Annotated in this window: 21 protein-coding genes and 1 tRNA gene; 12 read left to right on the top strand and 10 right to left on the bottom strand. The window is 74.9% G+C overall.

Going from position 1 to position 21,152, the window contains the following annotated elements:
- Positions 1–963, top strand: coding sequence for an alpha/beta fold hydrolase (locus J2Z33_RS07380; protein WP_209839436.1), 963 nt, complete (start codon positions 1–3; stop codon positions 961–963).
- Between the two features lie 4 nt (positions 964–967).
- On the opposite strand, the gene J2Z33_RS07375 is transcribed toward J2Z33_RS07380, so the two are convergent.
- Both J2Z33_RS07375 and J2Z33_RS07370 read right to left on the bottom strand, forming a co-directional pair.
- Complete coding sequence (locus J2Z33_RS07375; RefSeq protein ID WP_209839434.1) at positions 968–2,341, bottom strand: L-serine ammonia-lyase; 1,374 nt, start codon at positions 2,339–2,341, stop codon at positions 968–970.
- On the bottom strand, positions 2,341–3,036 hold the full coding sequence (locus J2Z33_RS07370; RefSeq protein ID WP_209839432.1) for a glutathione S-transferase family protein: 696 nt from the start codon (positions 3,034–3,036) through the stop codon (positions 2,341–2,343). The genes J2Z33_RS07375 and J2Z33_RS07370 overlap by 1 nt, the downstream gene beginning before the upstream one ends.
- A gap of 271 nt (positions 3,037–3,307) precedes the next feature.
- Here J2Z33_RS07370 and rpiA point away from each other — a divergent pair, with 271 nt between their 5' ends.
- From rpiA to J2Z33_RS07340, 6 genes are all read left to right on the top strand, one after another.
- The gene (gene rpiA / locus J2Z33_RS07365; RefSeq protein ID WP_209839430.1) at positions 3,308–4,081 is read left to right on the top strand and encodes a ribose-5-phosphate isomerase RpiA; all 774 of its coding nucleotides are present in this window, start codon (positions 3,308–3,310) and stop codon (positions 4,079–4,081) included.
- On the top strand, positions 4,081–5,496 hold the full coding sequence (gene gorA / locus J2Z33_RS07360; RefSeq protein ID WP_377110172.1) for a glutathione-disulfide reductase: 1,416 nt from the start codon (positions 4,081–4,083) through the stop codon (positions 5,494–5,496). The genes rpiA and gorA overlap by 1 nt, the downstream gene beginning before the upstream one ends.
- A gap of 105 nt (positions 5,497–5,601) precedes the next feature.
- Complete coding sequence (gene hflK / locus J2Z33_RS07355) at positions 5,602–6,873, top strand: FtsH protease activity modulator HflK (protein WP_209839428.1); 1,272 nt, start codon at positions 5,602–5,604, stop codon at positions 6,871–6,873.
- A gap of 2 nt (positions 6,874–6,875) precedes the next feature.
- A complete protein-coding gene (gene hflC / locus J2Z33_RS07350; protein ID WP_209839426.1) occupies positions 6,876–7,859 on the top strand; it encodes a protease modulator HflC in 984 nt (327 codons plus the stop codon).
- A 1-nt stretch (position 7,860) separates the two neighbouring features.
- Positions 7,861–8,064, top strand: coding sequence for a DUF2065 family protein (locus J2Z33_RS07345; protein WP_209839424.1), 204 nt, complete (start codon positions 7,861–7,863; stop codon positions 8,062–8,064).
- Between the two features lie 220 nt (positions 8,065–8,284).
- Positions 8,285–9,787: a Do family serine endopeptidase gene (locus J2Z33_RS07340; protein ID WP_209839848.1), complete on the top strand. Its 1,503-nt coding sequence runs from the start codon at positions 8,285–8,287 to the stop codon at positions 9,785–9,787.
- A 52-nt stretch (positions 9,788–9,839) separates the two neighbouring features.
- On the opposite strand, the gene J2Z33_RS07335 is transcribed toward J2Z33_RS07340, so the two are convergent.
- Complete coding sequence (locus J2Z33_RS07335) at positions 9,840–10,508, bottom strand: class I SAM-dependent methyltransferase (RefSeq protein ID WP_209839422.1); 669 nt, start codon at positions 10,506–10,508, stop codon at positions 9,840–9,842.
- Between the two features lie 105 nt (positions 10,509–10,613).
- Between J2Z33_RS07335 and J2Z33_RS07330 the strand changes: the two genes are divergently transcribed.
- Entirely contained in the window at positions 10,614–10,937 is a 324-nt protein-coding gene (locus J2Z33_RS07330; protein WP_209839420.1) for a 2Fe-2S iron-sulfur cluster-binding protein, read from the top strand.
- A 125-nt stretch (positions 10,938–11,062) separates the two neighbouring features.
- Here J2Z33_RS07330 and cobS read toward each other — a convergent pair whose 3' ends face one another.
- Positions 11,063–11,809 carry an adenosylcobinamide-GDP ribazoletransferase gene (cobS, locus tag J2Z33_RS07325; RefSeq protein ID WP_209839418.1) on the bottom strand — a complete coding sequence of 249 codons (747 nt, stop codon included), beginning with the start codon at positions 11,807–11,809 and terminating at the stop codon, positions 11,063–11,065.
- A gap of 65 nt (positions 11,810–11,874) precedes the next feature.
- Here cobS and cobT point away from each other — a divergent pair, with 65 nt between their 5' ends.
- Positions 11,875–12,885, top strand: a complete 1,011-nt coding sequence (gene cobT, locus J2Z33_RS07320) for a nicotinate-nucleotide--dimethylbenzimidazole phosphoribosyltransferase (RefSeq protein WP_209839416.1) — start codon at positions 11,875–11,877, stop codon at positions 12,883–12,885.
- Positions 12,886–12,906: 21 nt separating this feature from the next.
- Here the strand turns inward: cobT and J2Z33_RS18670 are convergent, their stop codons facing one another.
- Positions 12,907–15,660, bottom strand: coding sequence for a hypothetical protein (locus J2Z33_RS18670; protein WP_280922886.1), 2,754 nt, complete (start codon positions 15,658–15,660; stop codon positions 12,907–12,909).
- A gap of 174 nt (positions 15,661–15,834) precedes the next feature.
- Between J2Z33_RS18670 and J2Z33_RS07310 the strand changes: the two genes are divergently transcribed.
- Positions 15,835–16,557 (top strand): SIMPL domain-containing protein, encoded by a 723-nt coding sequence (locus tag J2Z33_RS07310; RefSeq protein ID WP_209839414.1) that lies wholly within the window; start codon positions 15,835–15,837, stop codon positions 16,555–16,557.
- A gap of 6 nt (positions 16,558–16,563) precedes the next feature.
- Here J2Z33_RS07310 and J2Z33_RS07305 read toward each other — a convergent pair whose 3' ends face one another.
- The 3 genes from J2Z33_RS07305 to J2Z33_RS07295 form a co-directional block, all read right to left on the bottom strand.
- Positions 16,564–17,844, bottom strand: a complete 1,281-nt coding sequence (locus J2Z33_RS07305; RefSeq protein WP_209839412.1) for an O-acetylhomoserine aminocarboxypropyltransferase/cysteine synthase family protein — start codon at positions 17,842–17,844, stop codon at positions 16,564–16,566.
- A gap of 157 nt (positions 17,845–18,001) precedes the next feature.
- Positions 18,002–18,085, bottom strand: a tRNA-Tyr gene (locus J2Z33_RS07300).
- Between the two features lie 63 nt (positions 18,086–18,148).
- Entirely contained in the window at positions 18,149–18,334 is a 186-nt protein-coding gene (locus tag J2Z33_RS07295) for a ribosome modulation factor (protein WP_209839410.1), read from the bottom strand.
- Between the two features lie 115 nt (positions 18,335–18,449).
- Between J2Z33_RS07295 and J2Z33_RS07290 the strand changes: the two genes are divergently transcribed.
- On the top strand, positions 18,450–19,247 hold the full coding sequence (locus tag J2Z33_RS07290) for a TrmH family RNA methyltransferase (protein ID WP_209839408.1): 798 nt from the start codon (positions 18,450–18,452) through the stop codon (positions 19,245–19,247).
- Between the two features lie 174 nt (positions 19,248–19,421).
- Complete coding sequence (locus J2Z33_RS07285; protein WP_209839405.1) at positions 19,422–19,853, top strand: CoA-binding protein; 432 nt, start codon at positions 19,422–19,424, stop codon at positions 19,851–19,853.
- A 188-nt stretch (positions 19,854–20,041) separates the two neighbouring features.
- Here J2Z33_RS07285 and J2Z33_RS07280 read toward each other — a convergent pair whose 3' ends face one another.
- Together J2Z33_RS07280 and hisF are read right to left on the bottom strand one after the other, a co-directional pair.
- Positions 20,042–20,362 (bottom strand): phosphoribosyl-ATP diphosphatase, encoded by a 321-nt coding sequence (locus tag J2Z33_RS07280; RefSeq protein ID WP_209839404.1) that lies wholly within the window; start codon positions 20,360–20,362, stop codon positions 20,042–20,044.
- Entirely contained in the window at positions 20,359–21,120 is a 762-nt protein-coding gene (hisF, locus tag J2Z33_RS07275) for an imidazole glycerol phosphate synthase subunit HisF (RefSeq protein WP_209839402.1), read from the bottom strand. Before hisF ends, J2Z33_RS07280 begins: the two co-directional genes overlap by 4 nt.
- Positions 21,121–21,152 lie beyond the last annotated feature (32 nt).

Below are 21,152 nucleotides of genomic sequence, written 5' to 3'. Positions count from 1 at the left end.
GTGCCGGACGGGACGGATCATCGCGCCGCGCCGCTGCACGCGCTGCTCGCGCAGGGGCCGGGGGACGGAGCGGCGCGGTGGATCGTGGCGGCGGACGGGGTGCGGCTGCGCGCCGTGCATTGGGGGCGCGAGGCCACGAAGGGGACGGTGCTCCTGTTCGCGGGGCGCACGGAATACGCCGAGAAGTACGGGCGGGTGGCGGCGGACCTGCTGCGGCTGGGCTTTGCCACGCTGGTGGTGGACTGGCGCGGGCAGGGATTGTCCGAGCGGCTGAAGGCGGACCGCTTCCTCGGGCACGTGGAGCGGTTCGGGGACTACCAGCTCGACGTGGCGGCCCTGGTGGCGCATGGGCGGGCGCTGGGGCTGCCCGAGCCATGGCATCTGCTCGCGCACAGCATGGGGGGCGCGATCGGCTTGCGGTCGCTGATCGAGGGGCTGCCGGTGCGGTCGGCGGCGTTCTCGGCGCCGATGTGGGGCATCCAGATGACGGGGGCGCTGAAGCCCGTGGCCTGGTCGGTGTCGGAGATGGGGCGGCAGCTCGGGCTCGGGCACCTGCTCACGCCGGGGCAGGAGCCCAGCGTCTACATCGCGCGGTGCGACTTCGCCGGGAACACGCTGACCTCGGACCGCGAGACCTTCGAGTGGATCAAGGGGCAGGTGGTGGCCGAGCCGGAGCTGGGCCTGGGCGGGCCGTCGCTCCATTGGCTGAACGAGGCGCTGCGCGAGATGCGGCGGCTGATGACGGCGCGGCTGCCGGAGGTGCCGGCGCTGGCGCTGGTCGGGACCGAGGAGATCGTCGTGGACCCGAGCCGCATCCGGCGGCGGGTGGCGAGCTGGCCCGGCGCGCGGCTGGCGGTGCTGACGGGCGCGCGGCACGAGGTGCTGATGGAGGCCCCGGCGATCCGCGCGCGGGCGCTGAAGGAGATCGCGGGGCTGTTCGGGGCGCAGTTCGGGGCGGGCTGAGGCGTCAGCAGTTGGGGACGTTGACGGCGAGGCCGCCGAGCGAGGTTTCCTTGTACTTGGTGTGCATGTCCTCGCCGGTCTGGCGCATCGTCTCGATGGCGGCGTCGAGGGGGACGAGGTGGGTGCCGTCGCCGCGCATCGACAGCGAGGCCGCCGAGACGGCCTTGATCGCGCCGAGGCCGTTGCGCTCGATGCAGGGGACCTGCACGAGGCCGCGCACGGGGTCGCAGGTCATGCCGAGGTGGTGTTCGAGGGCGATCTCGGCGGCGTTCTCCACCTGCATGGGCGTGCCGCCGAGGACGGCGGCGAGCCCGGCGGCGGCCATGGCGGAGGCGGAGCCGACCTCAGCCTGGCAGCCGCATTCGGCCCCGGAGATGGAGGCGTTGTACTTGATGAGGCCGCCGATGGCGGCGGCGGTCAGCAGGAAGTCGGGGATCTGGCGGGGGGACGCGCCCGGCACGTGGTCGAGCCAGTAGCGGATGGTCGCGGGAACGACGCCCGCCGCGCCGTTGGTGGGGGCGGTGACGACCTGCCCGCCGGCCGCGTTCTCCTCGTTCACCGCCATGGCGTAGGCGGACATCCAGTCGTTGATGGTGTGGGGCGCGGTGAGGTTGAGCCCGCGCTCGGCCAGCAGCGAGCGGTGGATGCCCATGGCGCGGCGCTTCACCTGAAGGCCGCCGGGGAGGATGCCGTCGGAGGCGAGGCCGCGGTCGATGCAGGCGTTCATCACCTCCCAGATGCGGCGGAGGCCCGCGTCGAGGGCGGCGGGGTCGCGCCGGGTCAGCTCGTTGCGGCGCTTCATCTCGGCGATGGACAGGCGGGAGTCGCGGGCCATCCGCAGCATCGTGGCGGCGGTGTCGAAGGGATAGGGGACGGGGGGGCCGTCGTCGGTGGCGCGGCCCCCCGCAAGTTCGGCGGCCGTGAGGACGAAGCCGCCGCCGATGGAGTAGTAGGTCTCCTCGACGATCACGTCGCCCTGGGGGTCGAGCCCGCGCAGGATCAGGCCGTTGGCGTGGCCGGGCAGCGCGGGGCCGTAGTCGAAGGCGAGGTCGCGGGCCGGGTCGAAGCGCAGCGGCGGCAGGCCCTCGGGCGCGACCTCGCGCGTCTCGCGGATGCGGGCCAGCGCGGCCTCGGCGCGGTCGGCGTCGTAGTCGGCGGGGGTGAAGCCCGCGAGGCCGAGGATCGTCGCGCGGTCGGTGGCGTGGCCGACGCCGGTGAAGGCGAGCGAGCCGTGCAGCGAGGCGCGCAGGCCGAAGACCCGGAAGGGCTGGGCGCGCAGCAGGTCGAGGAAGCGCGCGCCGGCGACCATCGGCCCCATCGTGTGCGAGGAGGAGGGGCCGATGCCGACCTTGAACATGTCGAAGACGCTGAGGAACATCAGAGGGGGCTGCCTTCGGGCGGGGAGGGGAGGACGGGGGCGCTGAACGGCGTGGGGCCGAGCCCCTCGGCGGCGCTGGCGGCGGCGGTCTCGGGCCGGGCGTCCATGCGGCGGGCGACGGCGAGGAGCCGGGGCCAGCGGGCGAGGTCGAACCAGCCGGTCGCGCCCTGGGGATAGAGCGCGAGCCAGCGGAGCATCGGGCCGAGGTAGCAGTCGAGGATCGAGGACCGCTCGCCCCCCAGCCAGGGGCCGAGGCGGGGCGTCCCGTCCTCCAGGATGTCGAGCATGGCGGCGATCCGGTCCCTGGTGCGCGCGACGAGGGGGGCGGGGTCGCCCGCGACGTGCGTCTCGGGATAGAAAAGGATGCGGAGCGCCGGGTGCAAGGTGTTCGACAGCCAGAACAGCCAGGCGAGCACCGCGCCCCGGTCGGGGTGGTCCGGCGCGGGGGCGAGGTCCGCGCCGTGCCGGTCGGCGAGCCAGAGGAGGATCGCGCCGGTCTCCCAGATGGGGCCCTGGGGCGTCTCCAGCGCGGGGATGAGGCCGTTGGGGTTCACCGCGAGGTGGGCGGGCGCCTTCTGCGCGCGGGTCCGGCGGTCCACGAGGACGGTCTCGAACGGGACGCCGGCGCGCAGGAGCGCGAGGCGGACGCAGAGCGAGGCGTTGTCGGGGGCGTAGTGCAGGCGGAGCGGCGTCATGCGCGACACCCTCGCACGGGGGCGGGGCGCGGGGTTGGACGAATGCGACGCTTTGGCTGCACGAAGCGGGCCGGGGGGTGGCGGGGGCCGGGGCGCGGGGCGTGAACCCGCGCGTCAGGGAGGCGCGGGAACCACGCACCCTGCGGCGGGGACGGGTCGGGGACGGAGAGGAGGACCGGGGCGCGGGTGGCCTCCGTGGGATGCGCGGACTCGCCCCCGGGGCGGAAGGGGCCTATACCCCCGGTCGAGCCTTGACGCGAGGATGAGCCCCATGACCGCGACCCTGTCCCCTTCCGACATCGCCAAGAGGGCCAGCGCGCTGCGGGCCGCCGAGATGGTGGAGGACGGCATGAAGGTCGGCCTCGGGACCGGCTCCACGGCGGCGTTCCTGGTCCGGCGGCTGGGCGAGCGGGTGCGGGGCGAAGGGCTGCGGATCGCCGCCGTGCCGACCTCCTCGGGGACGGCGGCGCTGGCGCGGGCCGAGGGGATCGCCGTGGTGACGCTGGACGAGGCCGGGTGGCTCGACCTGACGATCGATGGCGCGGACGAGGTGGACGGGCAACTGAGCCTCATCAAGGGCGGGGGCGGGGCGCTGCTCTGGGAGAAGGTGGTGGCGACCGCCTCGGACCGCGTGGTCATCATCGCGGACGAGGGCAAGCGCGTGGCGGCGCTGGGGCGGTTCCCGCTGCCGGTGGAGGTGATCCCCTTTGGCCTGCGCGCGACGATGCGGCTGATCGGGGAGGCGCTGGTGGGCCTGGACGTGGAGGGGCGCGACATGGCCCTGCGGAAAGCGGGCGACGCGCCCTTCGTCACCGACGAGGGCAACCGCATCGTGGACCTGCGGCTCGGGCGGATCGGCGATCCCCGGCGGCTGGGGCTGGAGCTGAACCGCATCCCCGGCGTGGTGGAGAACGGGCTGTTCACCGACATCGCCGACACGCTGGTTCTGGGCGCGGCGGACGGGTCGGCGCGGGTGGTGGACATCGCGCAGGGCCGGTTCCCCTTCGCGGGTCAGGACAACGTCTTCGGGGAGGTGCTGGGCTGATGGCCTTCGACGTGGACCTGTTCGTGATCGGCGGCGGCTCGGGCGGGGTGCGGGCGGCGCGCATGGCCGCGCAGACCGGCGCTCGGGTGGCGCTGGCCGAGCAGAGCCGGATGGGCGGCACCTGCGTCATCCGGGGCTGCGTGCCCAAGAAGCTGATGGTCTTCGCCAGCCAGTTCAGCGAGGTCCACGAGACGGCGCTGCGCTATGGCTGGACCTTCGGGGAGGGGGCCTTCGACTGGCCGGCGTTCCGCGCGCACCTGCACGCCGAGCTGGACCGGCTGGAAGGGGTCTACCGCAAGCTGCTGGACGGGTCGGGGGTGCGCGTGCACGACGCCCGCGCGGTGCTGGAGGACGCCCACACGGTGCGGCTGTCCACCGGCGAGGCGGTGACGGCGGCGCATATCCTGATCGCGACGGGGGGGCGGCCGGTGCGGCCCGACATCCCCTGCGCCGGGATGGGGATGGTGTCGGACGACGTGTTCCTGATGGAGGAGCTGCCGCGCAGCGTCCTGATCGTGGGGGGCGGCTACATCGCCTGCGAGATGGCCTGCATCCTGAACGGGCTGGGCGTGGAGGTCACGCAGATCTACCGGGGCGCGCAGATCCTGCGCGGCTTCGACGAGGAGGCGCGGGGGCTGGTGGCCGAATCGATCCGGGCGCGGGGCATCGACCTGCGGACGGGGACCGACATCAAGATGATGGGGGCGCCCGAGGACGACTTCGACCTGCCGGCCGGGGAGCAGGCCCCGCGCTCGCGCCCCGAGGGCGCTGGCGGGCCGGTGCGCGTCAAGACGACCATGGGCGAGGATCGGGTCTTCGACGCCGTGCTTTTCGCCACGGGGCGGGAGCCCAACACGGCGGGGCTCGGGCTGGAGGCGCTGGGGCTCGACCTCGGGCGGCGGGGCTATGTCCCGGTGGACGGGTATTCGCAGACGCCGGTGCCGTCGGTCTACGCGCTGGGCGACGCGACCGAGCGGCCGGCGCTGACGCCGGTGGCGATCCGCGACGCCATGGCCTTCGTGCGGACGGTCTTCGAGGGGGTGCCGACCCCGGTCGATCACGAGATGGTGCCGTCGGCGATCTTCACCCAGCCGGAATACGGGGCGGTGGGGCTGACCGAGGAGGAGGCGCGGGCGCGCGAGCCGATCGAGGTCTACGCCACCACCTTCCGCCCGATGCGGACGGCCTTCGCCGGGCGGCCCGACCGGGTGCTGATGAAGCTGATCGTCAGCCAGGCGACGCGCAAGGTGCTGGGCTGCCACATCGTCGCCCCGGAAGCCGGGGAGATGATCCAGCTCGCCGCCGTGGCGGTGCGGATGGGGGCGACCAAGGAGGACTTCGACCGGACGGTGGCGGTGCACCCGACCATGGCCGAGGAGATCGTGACGCTGCGGACGCCGGCGCGGCGGGGCTGAGACGGGGCTGAGACGGGGTGGGGACGGGACTGAGGGGACGGGCGGGCTTGTCTTTTGCGCCCGGCGTGACCAGCTAGAAGGCGAACATCAGGGGGATATCGGACGATGGCGAACGGAGGCCCGTGGGGCGGCAATCGCGGCGGCGGCAACGGCGGGGGCGACGACGACCGCCGGCCCGAGGACCGGCGCCCGCCGCGCCGTCCGGGGGACGGGCCGCAGATCCCCGAGATCGACCAGCTCGTGAACCGGGGGCGCGAGCAGCTCCGCGTGCTGATGGGCGGGCGCGGCGGGGTGCCGCCGCCGATGCGGGGCGGCGGCGACGGGCCGCGCCTGACGCGCGGGACGCTGCTGATCGGCGCGGGGGCGCTGGCGCTCCTTTGGGGGTTCATGTCGATCTACACGGTGCAGACCAACGAGCAGTCGGTCGAGCTGTTCCTGGGCGAGTTCTCGGACATCGGCACCGAGGGCCTGAACTTCGCGCCCTGGCCCCTCGTCACCTATCAGGTCGTGTCCACCACCACCGAGCGGACGGAAAGCATCGGCGCGGGCGCGGGCGCGGGCGCGGCGTCGGGCACGGCGTCGGGCACGGCGGCGGGGACGGCGGCGGACGATGGCGGGCTTATGCTGACCACGGATGCCAACATCGTGGACATCGGGTTCCAGGTGGTCTGGAACGTCAGCGATCCCTCGCAGCTCCTGTTCAACATCTCGGACCCCGAGGCGACGGTGCGCGCCGTGTCGGAATCGGTCATGCGCGAGATCATCGCGGCCTCGAACCTCGCCCCCATCCTGAACCGCGACCGCGAGCAGATCGCGCTGACGGCGCGGGACAGCATCCAGGCCACGCTCGACGCCTACGAGAGCGGCATCAACGTCCTGCGCGTCACCCTGGGCCGGGCCGACCCGCCGGCCGAGGTGATCGACGCCTTCCGCGCCGTGCAGGCCGCTGAGCAGGAGCGCGACCGGCTCCAGCGGCAGGCGGACGCCTACGCGAACCGCGTCCTGGCCGAATCGCGGGGGCAGGCCGCGCAGATCATCGAAGGCGCCGAGGCCTACCGGGCGCAGACCATCAACAACGCGGCCGGCGAGGCCTCGCGCTTCTCTGCGGTGCTGAACGAATACCGCAACGCCGAGGACGTGACGCGCGAACGCATCTACATCGAGACCATGGAAAGGGTCCTGGGCGGCGTGAACAAGATCATCCTCGATTCCAGCGTCGCGGGCGGCGAGGGCGGCGGCCAGGGCGTGGTGCCCTTCCTCCCGCTCGACCAGCTCGTGCGGCCCGCGCCGCAGGGCGGGACGGGGACCGCGCCGCAGGTCCAGCTTTCGCCGCAGGCGGCCCCGGCCGCCACCGCCACCATCAGCACGGGGAATTGACCATGCGCCGCAACGCCACCGCCGCCCTGGTCGCGCTGGGCCTCGCCCTCGTGCTGCTGCTGTCCTCCATCTTCGTCGTGGACGAGCGCGAGAAGGCCCTGGTCATCCAGTTCGGGCAGATCCGTCAGGTGAGGGAGGAGCCGGGGCTCGGCTTCAAGATCCCGTTCATCCAGCAGGTCGTGAAATACGACGACCGCATCCTGAGCCTCGACACCGACACGATCGAGGTGACGCCCTCGGACGACCGCCGGCTCGTGGTGGATGCCTTCGCGCGCTACCGCATCGCCGACGTGGTCCGTTTCCGGCAGGCGGTGGGCGCGGGCGGCGTGCCCCTCGCCGACGACCGGCTGAACGACATCCTCAACGCCCAGATCCGCGAGGTGCTGGGCAGCGACCAGGTGACCTCGGACACGATCCTGTCGGCCGACCGCCGGTCGCTGATGAACCGCATCCGCGACGGCGCGCAGGTCGAGGCCGAGAGCCTGGGGCTGAACGTCGTGGACGTGCGGCTCAAGACCACCAACCTGCCGGCGCAGAACCTGGAGGCGACCTTCGCCCGGATGCGCGCCGAGCGGGAGCGCGAGGCCGCCGACGAGATCGCGCGCGGCAACGAGGCGGCTCAGCGCATTCGCGCCACCGCCGACCGGACGGTGACCGAGACGGTCTCGGAGGCGCAGCGCGACGCGCAGGTGACGCAGGGCGAGGCCGATGCCGAGGCCAACCGCATCTTCGCCGAGGCCTACGGGGCGGACGAGGAGTTCTTCCAGTTCTACCGCTCCATGCAGGCCTATCGGCAGGCGCTCCAGGGCAGCAACTCGACGATGGTGCTGACGCCCGACAACGCGTTCTTCGACTACCTCTATGGCGGCGCGGGCCGCGGCGCGACGGCGCAGGCCGTCCCCGCTCCCGCCACCACCGCCCCGGCTCCCGCCGCCGCCCCGGCGGCCGGGACCGGCGCGACCACGGCTCCCGCCGCCGCGCCCTGAGATGGGCCTCGCGCTCGTGGCGCTGGGCCTCGTGCTGGTGGCCGAGGGCCTGCTCTGGGTCCTCGCGCCCGGCCTCGTGGAGCAGCTCCTCGCGCTGCTCCGCGGCCTGTCGGTCGAGGAGCGGCGGCTCGCGGGGCTCGCGGCGCTGGCGCTGGGGCTCGCGCTGCTCTGGGCGGGGCGGCTCCTGGGCGCCGGGCTGACATGATTTCTCACACCGTCTTGACGCCGCGCGAGACGAGTTTGCGTTGCGAAGGACGGCCCGCGCGCCGATGTTCCAGGACAACGACCCCCGGGGCCCCCAGTCGGGCCCGCGCCGGGGGTCGCCCCATTCCGGCGGCCCGGGGCCGCCCTGCAAGGAGCCGATCGTGACCTTCAAGACCCTCGCGACATCCCTGGCGATCCGTCCGGCCGGCGCCGCCGCGCTGATGCTCGGGACGGCGCTCTCGCTCTCCGCCGTGCTGCCGCTCTCGGCGCAGGACGCCGCCACGCAGGTTCCGGGCGCGCAGTCGCCCGACGCCGCCCTGACCCCCGACCAGCCGGTGCAGACGCCCGACGACACCCGGCCCATGAGCTTCGCCGACCTTGCCGAGCAGGTGAGCCCGGCGGTCGTCAACATCACCACCACCAGCATCGTCGAGGCGCAGGCCGGGCCGCAGGGCCTCGTGCCCGAGGGCTCGCCCTTCGAGGACTTCTTCAACGACCTCCAGGGCGAGAACGGCCGCCCGCAGCGCAGCCAGGCGCTGGGCTCGGGCTTCGTGATCTCCTCGGACGGCTACATCGTCACCAACAACCACGTCATCGAGGGCGCCGACGAGATCCAGATCGAGTTCTTCTCGGGCGAGGTCATGGACGCCGAGCTGGTCGGCACCGACCGCGACACCGACGTGGCGCTGCTCAAGGTGGACGCGGCCGACCTGCCCTTCGTGGAGTTCGGCGATTCGGAGGGCGAGGGGTCCAGCGTCGGCGACTGGGTGCTGGCGATGGGCAACCCGCTGGGCCAGGGCTTCTCGGTCTCGGCCGGGATCGTCTCGGCCCGCGACCGCGAGCTGTCGGGGACCTACGACGACTACATCCAGACCGACGCCGCCATCAACCGGGGCAACTCGGGCGGGCCGCTCTTCAACATGGAGGGCAAGGTCATCGGCGTGAACACGGCGATCCTGTCGCCCACCGGCGGGTCGATCGGCATCGGCTTCGCGATGTCGTCGAACGTGGTGCGCGACGTGGTGGCGCAGCTCCAGGAGTTCGGCGAGACCCGGCGCGGCTGGCTGGGCGTCCGCATCCAGGACGTGACGCCGGACATGGTGGACGCCATCGCGGGCCTGGAGGCGGCGAACGGCGCGCTGGTGACGGACGTGCCCGAGGGGCCGGCGGCGGACGCGGGCATCGAATCGGGCGACGTGATCGTGACCTTCAACGACGAGCCGGTGGCCGACACCCACGAGCTGGTGCGGAAGGTGGCGGCCGCGCCCGTGGGCGAGACGGTGCCGATGGAGGTGCTGCGCGACGGCGAGCGGGTGACGCTCCAGGTGACGCTGGGCCGCCGCGAGGAGGCCGAGGGCGCGGTGCCGGCCTCGGCGGACGCCGCGCCGCAGGACGGCGGCGGCGAGGTCGAGGGCCTGGGCCTGACGCTGTCGCAGCAGACGCCGGAGCTGCACGAGCGGTTCGACATCCCCGGCAACCTCGACATCGAAGGGCTGATCGTCACCGAGGTCGATCCGGCCTCGGACGCGGCCGAGAAGGGCATCGAGCCGGGCGACATCATCACCGAGGCGGGGCAGCAGCCCATCGTGACGACGGACGACTTCACGGCCGTCGTCGAGGCGGCCGAGGAAGCCGGGCGGCGGTCGGTGCTGCTGCTGGTGCAGCGCGCCGGGGAGCCGCGCTTCGTGGCGCTGTCCATCGAGGGCGCCTCGGGCAACGAGTGAGGCCGAGAGCCTTCGGACGACTGGAGGGCGCCCCGTGGGGCGCCCTTTTTCGTCAGCGCCGCCAGCGGAACACCCATCCCTCGCGCGCCGGGGCCGAGGGCGGGTCGCCGAGGTCGCGCGCCGGGTAGGCGGCGAGGGGCTCCAGCCGGTCGAGGGGCAGGAAGCGGCGGCCGATGTCGCCCACGAGGATCGTCGCGTCGGGCGGGGCGGCGTCGAGCGCGGCGGTGGCCTGCCGGGCCGCCTCCGCGTCGTAGAAGATGTCTCCCGCCAGGATCGTCGCCCCGGGCGGCGCGGCGGCGGTCGACTCGGCCAGCCGGTCGGGCGGCAGCGTCAGGGCGCGCGGCGGCGGCAGGCCGTTCGCCTCGGCGTTGAGCCGGGCGGCCATGGCGGCGAGGGGGTCGGAATCGACCGCCGTCGCCCGCGACGCCCCGGCGCGGAGCGCGGCCAGGGCGGCGATCCCGGATCCCGCGCCGAGGTCGAGGACCGGGCGCCCCCGAACCGTCCCGGGGTGGGCGCCGAGATGGAGCGCCAGCGCGACGCCCCCCGGCCAGGCATGGGCCCAGTAGGGCGTCCCACCGGCGGGCACGAGCCGGGCGAGGCCGCTCCTCGGCCCGGCGAGATGGAGCCGCAGGCCGGTGCCCGCGACCTCCGCCGGGGGCAGGTGGGCGCGGAGGAAGGCCTCGGCCCGGGCGTCCTGGGCGGGATCGGGAGGAGGCGTCATGCGCGGGGAGGCTAGCGGGCCTGCGGGGCGCGGGGCAAGGCCGCCCCTGGAACCCCGCCGCGCCTCGGCCTAGATAGGCGCGGCATCTTCACGGAAGGCAGGACCATGGCCCGGATCACCTATGTCGAGCACTCTGGCCGCGAGCACGTCGTCGAGGTGCGCGAGGGCCTGACCGTCATGGAGGGCGCGCGCGACAACGGCATCCCCGGCATCGAGGCGGATTGCGGCGGGGCCTGCGCCTGCTCGACCTGCCATGTCTACGTCGATCCGGCCTGGGTCGGGAAGCTGCCGCCCAAGGACGCGATGGAGGAGGACATGCTCGACTTCGCCTATCAACCCGATCCCCAGCGGTCGCGGCTGACCTGCCAGATCAAGGTGACGGCGGCGCTGGACGGGCTGCGGGTCGTGATGCCCGAGCGCCAGATCTGAGGGCCGCGCGCCTGGCGGGGTCGGGCGCGAAGGGCGTATTTGGGCCAAGTTGAAGGGCAGGGACTCGATCGGCGGGCCGGGACCGGCGTCGCTCGCGTGCGTCGGGCCAGGTTGAAGGGTCAGGATCAGGCGGCGAGGGCGAGGAGCGCGGCGGCCTCGGCCAGTTGCTGCGCCGCGCCGCAGGTGTCGCCGGTCTGGCCGCCGACGAGGCGGCGCACGGCGGGCGTCCAGAGGAGCGCGACCAGCGCGACGGCCAGGGTGGCGGGCAGGGCGGAGGCCCCGGTGCCCAAGAGCGCCAGCATCAGCGCCACGGCCGCGCCGAGCGCGAGCGGCCCCGCGCCGGGTCGGCCGATCAGGCGCGACAGCCCACCCTCGCGCGCAGGTGGCAGGCGGTGGAGCATCCAGGCCATCGGCCATCTGCTCAGCGCCCCGGCCGCCACCAGCGCGCCCCAGGCGGAGCCCTCGACCAGCAGGGCGGCCAGCGCGCTCCAGCGAATCAGGAGGGACAGGATCAGCGCCAGCGCGCCGTGGCTGCCGATGCGGCTGTCCTTCATGATCTCCAGCCGCCGCTCGGGCGTGCGGCCGCCCCCGAACCCGTCGGCGCTGTCGGCAAGGCCGTCCTCGTGCAGGCCGCCGGTGAGGAGCGCCTGCGTGGCGAGGGCCAGCGCGGCGGCGGCCCCGGCCGAAAGGCCTCCCCCGAAGGCGACGGATGCGACGCCCCCGGACAGGAAACCGACGCCCGCGCCGGCCAGCGGCCAGGCCCAGGACGCCCTTGCGCCACGCGGGACGGCAAGGGAAGGGCCGGGCAGGCGCGTGAGGAAGAGGAACGCCTCGCAAACGTCCATGAGGCGCGGATTTTCCGAGTGGGGCATCCCTGACTTCCCTTCGCTGCCCGTTGCTTTAGGGAGGGGGCCACCGACTTGCAACGAGGAAGACCATGGCCCCCTTCTCGACTCTCGCCCGGTTCCGCGAGGTCCTCGCCGCCGCCCCTGGCCCCGATGCCGCCGCCCGCGCCCAGGCCGAGGCGCGCAACGACCGCCTGACCAAGCCGCCCCGCTCGCTCGGGCGGCTGGAGGATCTGGCGCTCTGGCTGGCCGAATGGCAGGGCACGGCGCGGCCGCACGTGGACCATCCGCAGATCGCGGTCTTCGCGGGGAACCATGGGGTGACGGCGCGCGGCGTCTCGGCCTTTCCCGCCGAGGTGACGGTGCAGATGGTCGCCAACTTCGAGGCCGGGGGCGCGGCCATCAACCAGCTCGCCCGCGCCGCCGGGGCGCGGCTGACGGTCCATTCGCTCGACCTCGACCGGCCCACGGCGGACTTCACGCAAGGCCCCGCGATGACCGAGGCCGAGTGCGTGGCCGCCCTGGCCGCCGGATGGGACGCGGTGGAGGCCGGTTCGGACCTTCTCGTGCCGGGCGAGATGGGCATCGGCAACACCACGTCGGCGGCGGCGCTGGCCTGCGCGCTGTTCGGCGGCGACGCGCGCGACTGGGTCGGGCGCGGGACCGGGGTGGACGAGGCGGGGCTCGCGCGGAAGGCCGAGGCGGTGGAGGCGGGGCTCCGCGCCAACCCCGGCGCGCGGGGCGACGCGCTGGAGGCGCTGCGGTGCCTGGGCGGGCGCGAGATCGCGGCCATGGCCGGGGCCGTCGCGGGCGCGCGGGCGCGGCGGGTGCCGGTGATCCTCGACGGCTTCATCTGCACCGCCGCCGCCGCCGTGCTGGAGCGGGCGGTGCCCGGGGCGCTCGACCACGCGCAGGCGGGGCACCAGAGCGCCGAGGCCGCCCACCGGGCGCTCCTGCAACGGCTGGAGCTGGACCCGATCCTGACCTTGGGGATGCGTCTGGGCGAGGGCTCGGGCGCGGCGGTGGCCATCGCGGTGGCCCGCGCCGCCGCCGCCTGCCAGTCCGGCATGGCGAGCTTCGACGAGGCCGGGGTCACCGGCTGAGGCGGCCCGGTCCCCGGCGGGTCAGCCGCCGGGGATCGCCAGGACCAGGGTGCGCCCGCGCTTGACGTAGTTCAGGGCGTTGTCGCCGATGGCGGTGACCTGCCCGCCGTCGAGCCCGTCGCCCACGCCCACCCGCAGGTAGCGCCCGTTCGGCATCCGCACGAGGGCGCGGCGGTCGTTGGGCTGGCCGAAGACGCCGATCAGGTTGATGTCCCGCAGCGCCATCGCGTCGGCGCTGGTCGCGGCCTGCGCCACGCTGGCGGCGGTGGGCCCCGAGGCGAGCGCGGCGGCGCTGCTGGCGGGCTCGGCCTCGCTGGCCTCGGCCTGCTCGTTGGGGGCGAGCCCCGCGACGCCGACTCCGCCCGAAGGTCGCTGCGGCTGGCTTGGCGCGGGCGCGGGCGCGGGCGCGGGCGGCGGGGCCGCTGGGGGCGGTGGCGGGGCCGCCTGGGGAAGCGGCGGCGCGTTCTCGACGATGGCGGCGAGGGTGGACTGGAGGTCCGGCGCAGGCGGCGGCTCGGGGGCGGCGGGCGGCGCGGCCAGCGCGGCGGCGACCGCGTCGCTCACGTCCGGGGCGGCGGGGGCCTCGGGCGCGAGGCCGTCGGGCCGGGGCGCGGGGCTCGGGCCGTCGAAGGCGGCGAGCGCCTCGGGCGGCGGCGCGGGGGCGAGGTCCTCGGGGCGCGGGGCGGGGCGCAGCCCCGCGAGGCCGACCGCGCCGGGCGGGGGCGGGGCCTCGGCGGCGGGAGCCATGGCGGCGGGCAGGGCCGGGTCCGTCGGCCGCGCGCGCGGCGACACGCCGGGGCGCGGGGCGGCCTGCGCGGTATCGGTCGGGGCAGTGTCGGTCGGGGCGGTATCGGCCTGCGGGATGTCGGCCGGGGCGGTGTCGGCCGGGGCGGCCTCGGGCGCGGCGGGGCGGGCCAGGGGGCGCGCGGCCGACAGGACCTCGGGTGCCCCGGCGGCGAGGATGACCTCCGGCAGGGCCGCGCCCGGCGCGCGGTCGTCGCGGAGGGCGAGCGCGGCGGAGAGCGGCCGGTCGGGGCCGGCGGGCCCGAGGACGGGCAGCGCCGCCGGTGGCGCCTTGTCGGGCGCGAGGGTCAGGACGGGCTCCGCGCGGGCCTCGGCGCGCGGGGTGACGGGCAGGCGCGGGGCACGCAGCCAGACGCCGGTGGCGGCATAGACGCGCTCGGCCTCGGCGGGCGCTATGGCGGCCTGACCGACGGCGACGGGGCGGGGCACGAGGGGGCTCGTGACGGCGGGGCCGGTCTCCCCGGCGGCCGCGTCCTCAAGGCCGGTGCTGCCCAGGGCGGCCTCGGCCGGGCGGGCGGCCTCGCCCCGCAGCAGGCCGGACAGGCCCCGGTCCGAGGCGGCGGCCAGCACGGCCACCGTGGCCATCACCAGGAGCAGGACGGCGGTCAGGATCAGGCCGAGGTAGCGCGGTGGGCCGGAGCGCCGGGCCGGCGCGGCGGAGGCGCGCGTCTCGACGGCGGTCGGCCCGGCGGTCGGCCCGGCGGTCGGCCCGGCGGTCGGGGGGGTGGTCGGGGCGGGGGGTCGCGGGGCGGCGGCCCGGAGCGGAGTCGCCGGGGTGGCGACTGGGGCGGGGACGGGGGCGGGGGCGGGGGGCGCGGCCCGCAGGGGCGGATCGACGGGAGGCGAGGCGATGGCGGGGGGCGGCACCATGACGGAGGCCCCGGCGCGGGCCGGCTCGGGCGCGGCGGACAGGGTCGGCTCGCGCCGGGTCGCGGGGGCGGCGATCCGGGGCGGCACGCGGATCTCGCGTGGCGCGCGCGCCACCGGAGGGGCGGCAGCCGGGGATGGCGGGGGAGGCGGCGCGAGGCGGGGCTCGGCCCGGCCGGGATGGGTGCCGTTCTCCGGCCCGTGCGAGGGCCGTGCGCGGGTGGCGAAGATGGGCTGCGGCACGCCGTTCGCCGCGAGGGGCGCCCGAGGCGCGGCGGCGGGCTCCTCCGCGACCGCGACGGCGGGCGCTTCGGAGGAGAGCGCGGCCGCCCCGGCGACGGGCGCCGGTTCGGCTTCGGGGCCTTCGGGTTCGGCCAGCGCGAGCGCGTCGGCGGGCCCGGAGGGCGGTTCGGCGGCCTCGACCGCGGGAGCAGGGGCCAGGGCCTCGGCGGGCGGGCTCGCGTCGGGGGCCTCGGGCACCGGCAGCGGCCCGGCGGGCGCGACGGCGACGGCGACGGGCGGCTCCGGCTCGGACTCGACGAAGGGATCGAGGGCCGGAGTCCCGGCGATGGGCTCGGGCTCGGCGCGTTCGCCCGTCGCATCCAGGGCAGCGGGGGGGGGCGCGACGCCCTCGGGCCGGAGGGCCTCGGCGAGACGGGTCGGACCGAACCGGGCCTCGGACCCGTCCTCGCGGCGGACGGCGAAGCCGAGGGGGCGGAAGCCGTGCCCGGCGGCGAAGGACTCGGCCTCCTCCAGCGTCTCGCGGGCGACGGCGGCGACATGGGTCGCGCGGCCGTCGCCGGCGTGGTCGATCACCAGCTCGTCGAGCCGGTAGGGCGTGGCCCCGTCGAGCGCCGCCCGCACGGCGGCCTCGTCGGCCTGGGGATCGTCCAGGGTCAGGAAGCGCACCTGCTCGGGCGGCAGGAGGAGCGTGGTCCCGGCCCAGTCCTCCATCGCCTCGGCGCGGCCGCGCAGGTCGGCCAGCGCGGCCCCGAGGTCGGGCGCGTCGAGCGGCACCTCGCCCAGGGCGGACCAGCCGTCCGGGCCGCGATGCAGGAGGCGGATCCCGTCGAAGGACAAGGAGAGAGCGTGTTGGGGGGTCATGGGGCCGGGTGTATCATCCCCCGAGGGGGGCGCGGAACAGGGGAGGGGCGTTCCCGAGCCCTACAGCAGCTTCCCGCGCATTTCGAGACGAATTCTTCGCGAGCCTGCCCGGGCCGGCTTGCGCGCCGGGCCGCGCCCCCGGAAGCATGGGACCAGCGAAAGGAGCCTCCCCCCATGCCGTCCATCCTCAAGGCTGCCGTCCCCGCCCTGATCCTCGCCGCCGCTCCGCTGGCCCTGCTGGCGCAATCGGCCCCGCCGCCGCCGTCCCCGATCCGCACGATCCAGGTCGTGGGCGAGGGGCGGGCCTCGGCGGTGCCCGACATGGCCCATGTCTCGCTGGGGGTGTCCCAGCAGGCCCCGACCGCGCAGGCGGCCACGCAGGCCATGTCCGAGGGAACCGCCGCCGTCCTGGCGCGTCTCGGGACCGAGGGCATCCCGCAGGCCGACATCCAGACCGGCCAGCTCGCGCTCGATCCCGCCTACGACTACGACACGCCGGACGGCCAGCCGCGCATGACCGGCTTCGTCGCCACCCAGATCCTGGAGGTGACGGTGCGCGACCTGGGCGCCCTGGGCGGGGTGCTCGACGCGGTGGTGGCGGACGGGGCCAACCGGATCAACGGCATCGGCTTCGACGTGGCCGAGCCCCGCGCGCTCACCGACGAGGCGCGGCGCGAGGCGGTGGCCGACGCCCGCGCGCGGGCGGAGCTCTTCGCGCAGGCGGCGGGCGTCACGCTGGGCGAGGTGCTGGCGATCGGCGAGTCCGGCTCCTACGGGCCGCCGATGCCGATGTTCGACCGGCAGGCCGCGCCGGCGGCGGCCGGGTCGGTCCCGGTCGCCCCCGGCTCGCTGAGGCTGTCGGCCAGCGTCTCGGTCACCTACGCCATCGCCGAGTGAGGCCGGTCAGGCGTTCAGCGCCTGGTCCAGGTCGGCGATGAGGTCGCGCGAATCCTCGATGCCGATGGACAGGCGCACCGAATCCGGCGCCACCCCCGCCGCGCGCTGCTGCTCCTCCGAGAGTTGGCGGTGCGTGGTGGAGGCCGAGTGGATCACGAGGCTGCGCGCGTCGCCGAGGTTGGCGACGTGGCTGAACAGCCTGAGCGCGTTCACGAAGCGCACGCAGCCCTCGTAGCCGGCCCGGAGCTGGACGGTGAAGATCGCCCCCGCCCCCTTGGGGCAGATGCGGGCGGCGCGGGCGAAGTAGGGCGACGATTCCAGCCCCGCGTAGGTCACGCCCGCCACGCGCGGATCGGACTCCAGCCAGCGCGCCACGGCCATGGCGTTCTTCACGTGCCGCTCCATGCGGAGGCTGAGAGTCTCGATCCCCATGAGCGTGTAATGCGCGCCCTGCGGGTTCATCGTCATCCCGAGGTCGCGCAGCCCCACCGCGATGCCGTGGAAGGTCAGTGCCATCGGCCCGAAGGTCTCGTGGAACCTGAGCCCGTGATAGGCGGGCTCGGGCTGCGAGAGCGAGGGGAACTTGTCGCTCGCCGACCAGTCGAACTGACCCGAATCGACGACGCAGCCGCCCGTCACCGTGCCGTTGCCGGTCAGGTACTTCGTCGTCGAATGGACGACGATCGTCGCCCCGTGCTCGATGGGACGGCAGAGGTAGGGGGTGGCCGAGGTGTTGTCCACGACCAGCGGCACCCCCGCCGCGTTCGCCACCCGCGCCACCATCGGCAGGTCGGTGATGTGCCCGCCGGGGTTGGTGATCGCCTCGCAGAAGATCGCGCGGGTGTCCCCGTCCACGGCGGCGCGCAGGGCGGCCTCGTCGTCGATGTCCACGAACTTGGCCGACCAGCCGAACTTGCGGAACACCTGCGTGAACTGCGTGACCGTGCCGCCGTAAAGCCGCGTCGAGGCGACGATGTTCCGCCCCGGCGCCATCAGCGGATACAGCGCCATGATCTGCGCCGCGTGCCCCGAGGAGCAGCAGACCGCGCCCGCGCCCCCTTCCAGCGCGGCGATGCGGTTGGCCAGCGCCATCACCGTCGGGTTGGTCAGGCGCGAGTAGATGTAGCCGACCTCGCGCAGGTCGAAGAGCCGCGCCGCGTGGTCGGCGTCTTTGAACACGTAGGCGGTGGTCTGGTAGATCGGCACCTGCCGCGCGCCCGTCGCCGGATCGGGCGCGGTCCCGGCATGGACCTGCAGCGTGTCGAAATGGAGCGGCTTGTCGGTCATGGTGGTCCTCCTTCGCGGCGGACCATAGACGGGCGGGTCGGCGGTGCGGAAGGGGGCTCCGCCCCCCGCGCCTGCGGCGCTCCCCCCGGGATATTTGGGGTCGAAGAAGGAGGAGGGGCCTCTCGGCCTTGCCGCATCGATCACCGGAAAGGGGGGATGGTGGGCGACCCTGGAATCGAACCAGGCATGGGTCTCCCCGGCGGAGTTACAGTCCGCTGCCGCACCTTGCAGCTCGTCGCCCGACGCGAGGCGGGAGATAGCCGCCCCGCGCAGGGGGGTCAACACGAAACCTGACCGCCTGCCGTCAGGACGTCTCGACCGCCGGGGGCGCGTCGCCGGGGCGGGGGGTGCCCTCCGCCTCGCGCCAGCCCGCCTGCCAGGTGCGGAAGGCCTCGGTCCCGGCGGGGTAGGGGTTGCTCAGGAGCGCCTGCCGTCGCAGGCCCGCCTCGTAGCCCGCGCGCCCGGCGGATTCGCTGCTGTCCTCGGCCATCGCCGCCCTCCTGTCCGGTCGCTCCGTCAGATAGCGCGCGCCGCCCGGAGCGACAGGGATTGCGCGCCGCGCCGTCGCGGGGCAAGGACCGGACAGGCCAAGGGAGGCGACGCCCATGAAGAAACCCCTGTGGGTCATCGACAAGGAGCGCGCCCGCCGCGCCTCGGCGCAGGAGACGATCTGGCTCTTCGGCCTCCATGCCGTGCGCGACGCGCTCCTCAACCCGCGCCGGACCCGGCTGCGGCTGGTGGTGACGCCCAACGCGCTCGACAGGCTGGGCGACGCCGTGGCCGCCAGCGGCCTGGAGCCCGAGATCAGCGACCCCCGCCGCTTCGCCGCCCCGCTCGACCCCGAATCGGTCCACCAAGGCGCGGCGCTGGAGGCCAGGCCGCTCGACTGGGGCAGCTTGCGCGACGCCGCGCTTTCGGACGGGCCGGGACCGGCGCGGATCGTGCTGCTCGACCGCGTGACCGACCCGCACAACGTCGGCGCCATCCTGCGCTCGGCCGAGGTCTTCGGCGCCCGCGCGGTGGTGGGGGTGGAGCGGCACGCCGCCCCCGAGACCGGATCGCTCGCCAAGGCGGCCTCGGGCGCGCTGGAGCGGCAGCCCTACATCCGCGTCAAGAACCTGTCCGACGCCATGGAGGAGCTGCGCGCGATGGGCTTCCTCCTTCTCGGCCTCGCGGGCGAGGGCGGACGGACCATCGGCGCGGCCCTGGACGGGCGGCGCGACCGGCCCGTGGCGCTGGTGCTGGGGGCCGAGGGGCCGGGCCTGCGCGACAAGACGCAGGCAACCTGCGACGAACTGGTTCGGATCGGCGCGGCGGGTAGCTTCGGTTCGCTCAACGTGTCGAACGCTGCGGCCGTGGCGCTCTATGCAGCCTCGCCGGAGTCAGTCCCGTCGGCCACTTGAGCACGCTCGCGAAAGCGTGATCGAAGAAATGTGAAGGGGCAGGGAACAAGCGCGGCCCTCGCGCGTCTTGTTCATGACGCACATCGGAACCTGTGCGTTTCGCTTCACTGTCCCTCGTTCCACACCTTGCGCCCGGGCCTTCCGCCTGGGCGTTTTTTTGTTCGGAGACCGACCATGGCCCACGCCACCGACGACCTCGTGCGCGATGTCCTCTCGCGGGTGAGGACCATCGCCGTCGTGGGCTTCTCGGCCAATCCCTCGCGGCCCAGTCACGGGGTCGCGAGGTATCTCCAGAGCAGAGGCTATCGCGTGATCCCGGTCAACCCGGGGCTGGCGGGGCAGGAGTTCCTGGGCGAAAAGGTGCGCGGCTCGTTGGCGGAAATCCGCGAGCCGGTGGACATGATCGATGTCTTCCGCCGCAGCGAGGAGGTGGCGGGGGTGACGGACCAAGCGCTCGCCCTATCTCCACGGCCCTTCGCGATCTGGACGCAGCTCGGCGTGCGCGACGACGCGGCGGCGGGGCGCGCGGAAGGAATGGGCGTCAAGGTCGTGCAGGACCGCTGCCCCGCCATCGAGATCCCGCGACTCGGGCTGCTGCCGGTCTGACATGGGTCAGCTTGCGCCCGGTTTGTGGCCGGAATGTGGCGGCCGTTCGCGGGCACCCATCGGTCGCGTCAAGGTCCGGCGGGACTCCCGTAGGGCGGGCTTCAGCCCGCCAGGCTCCGCCGGCCGGATCCGCGCCACCGGCCGAGGTTCCGTGGCGGAGCGAGCCCCGCCCGACGACCGACCCGGCCTCAGCCCCGCGCCGCCTTCTCCTCCAGCCCGGACCGCCCTTCGCGCCGCTCCAGCTCGGCCTCGACGTCCGCCAGCGTCACGTCGCGCGCCGCGCACATGACGAGGAGGTGATAGAGCGCATCGGCCGCCTCGGCGATCAGCTTCTCCCGGTCGCCCTTCACCGCCTCGACGATGGCCTCGATGGCCTCCTCGCCGAACTTCTGCGCGGCCTTTTCCGGCCCCTTCGACAGCAGCCTGGCCGTCCAGGACGACTCGGGGTCCGCGCCCTTGCGCGATTCGATGGTGGCGGCGAGGCGCCCGATTCCTTCGCCCAGGCTCATGCGAGGCGGACCGGGATGCCGGCCGCCGCCATGTGCGCCTTGGCCTGGGGGATGGTGTAGGTGCCGAAGTGGAAGATCGAGGCGGCGAGGACCGCGCTCGCGTGGCCCTCGGTCACGCCCTCCACGAGGTGGTCGAGCGTGCCGACCCCCCCCGACGCGATCACGGGGATCTCCACCGCGTCGGCGATGGCGCGGGTGAGGGGGAGGTTGAACCCCGCCCGCGTGCCGTCGCGGTCCATGGAGGTCAGCAGGATCTCCCCCGCGCCCTTGGCCGCGACGGTGCGGGCGAACTCCACCGCGTCGAGGCCGGTGGGCTTGCGGCCGCCATGGGTGAAGATCTCCCACCGCCCCGGCGCGACGGTCTTGGCGTCGATGGCGACGACGATGCACTGCGCGCCGAAGCGGTCCGCCGCCCGCGCCACCACGTCCGGGTCCGCCACGGCGGCGGAGTTGAACGACACCTTGTCCGCGCCCGCCAGCAGCAGCGCGCGCACGTCCTCGGGCGTCCGGACGCCGCCGCCCACCGTCAGCGGCATGAAGCAGCTCTCGGCCGTGCGGGTCACGAGGTCGAACATCGTGCCCCGGTTCTCGTGGGTGGCGTGGATGTCGAGGAAGCAGAGCTCGTCCGCCCCCGCCGCGTCGTAGGCGCGCGCCGCCTCCACCGGGTCGCCGGCGTCGCGAAGCTCGACGAAGTTGACGCCCTTCACCACGCGGCCGTCGGCCACGTCCAGGCAGGGGATGATGCGGGTCTTGAGCATGGCGCGCGTTTAGCGCGCCGCCGGGTGGGACG

It is taken from the genome of Rubellimicrobium aerolatum (assembly GCF_017872975.1).
Taxonomy (GTDB): Bacteria; Pseudomonadota; Alphaproteobacteria; order Rhodobacterales; family Rhodobacteraceae; genus Rubellimicrobium; species Rubellimicrobium aerolatum.
The sequence above is the reverse complement of the archived record's forward strand: the minus strand, read 5'-3'. Positions and strand labels throughout refer to the sequence as shown.